The organism is Nostoc sp., from assembly GCF_036916655.1.
Classification (GTDB): domain Bacteria; phylum Cyanobacteriota; class Cyanobacteriia; order Cyanobacteriales; family Nostocaceae; genus Nostoc.
In genome coordinates, this window is record NZ_JBALFY010000084.1 from 1 (window position 1) to 1,072 (window position 1,072).

Annotated in this window: 1 pseudogene; it reads right to left on the reverse strand. The window is 34.4% G+C overall.

Annotated elements, in window-relative coordinates:
* Positions 1-211 precede the first annotated feature (211 nt).
* A pseudogene (locus V7L31_RS23235) lies at positions 212-1,038 on the reverse strand (IS5 family transposase).
* Positions 1,039-1,072 lie beyond the last annotated feature (34 nt).

The following is a 1,072-nucleotide window of genomic DNA, read 5'->3' on the forward strand; positions in this document are numbered from 1 at the left end:
TAAATATTTTGTGGTATAATTTGGGGTTGTTTTATTTTAAATTTTGGGACATTGAAATAGTAAGAGGCTATCATTTTCTTCAAGCAAGTATTATAGGTGCGATGCCTACGGCGGGCTGCGCCTACACTAATTAAGAAGATGACAGGAAAGATCATTTAAGTTATTGATTAATACTGAAACTATTTGGATTAATTTGATTTTTTTATTCGATTTATATTGCTAATTCGTGATTATAAATTCCCGCAATTAAATTCGACCTTAAGCCAAAACGTCGGTGACGGTTTCGATATCTATCAGACAACATTTTAAATATCTTTAGACGACGATTTACGTGTTCAACAGTAATTCTTAATCGATTGAGTTCTCGATTATATTTTTTCTGTTCTTTCGTCAACTTTTTTCCTTTTGGCTTTTTAATCGGTGTTTCACTCAATTGATGAATTTTATTAATTCCTTGATAGCCCTTACCCGCGATGACCTTGAGTAATTCTCCAAATTTTATCCGGCTATTTTTAAATAGCCTAAAATCATGGATTCTCCCCAAACCATGCGCTAAATAGATGACTTGACTAGTTTTTTGGTGGATAACTACCTGCGTTTTTAAAGTATTCTCCAAGAGCTTACCGCTAAAAAATCTTTTTTGCCCGGTATGAGGTCAATCAAAAAGGGCTTTCCATCACATCCATCACTACCAAATCTTCTTGGGATGACATTTTCCATAATTCTTTCTTTCCAGGCAGACTAAACTTTCTTGAACTAATTAGAATATTTTCAATTTTATAAACTGTTCGGCAAACTGCTGATTCTGAAAGCCCCCAGTCTAATCCAATATGATAATAAGTACGGTATTCTCTCTCTTTTTTGAATCACCATTAAAACTTGGTCTTCAATAGTTAATTTAGGACGGCGACCAGGCTTCTTCTTTTTTTGAGCATCAGCTTTAACATCATCTTCCATTAATTCAAAGGTTTTACGGCTCACTCCAGTCATTCGCTTAAATTTTTTTGCAGTAAGCTGTTTGGCGTTCTCTATTTTCACTGCTCCTCAAAGTCCTAATTGCAAATTGCCAAAC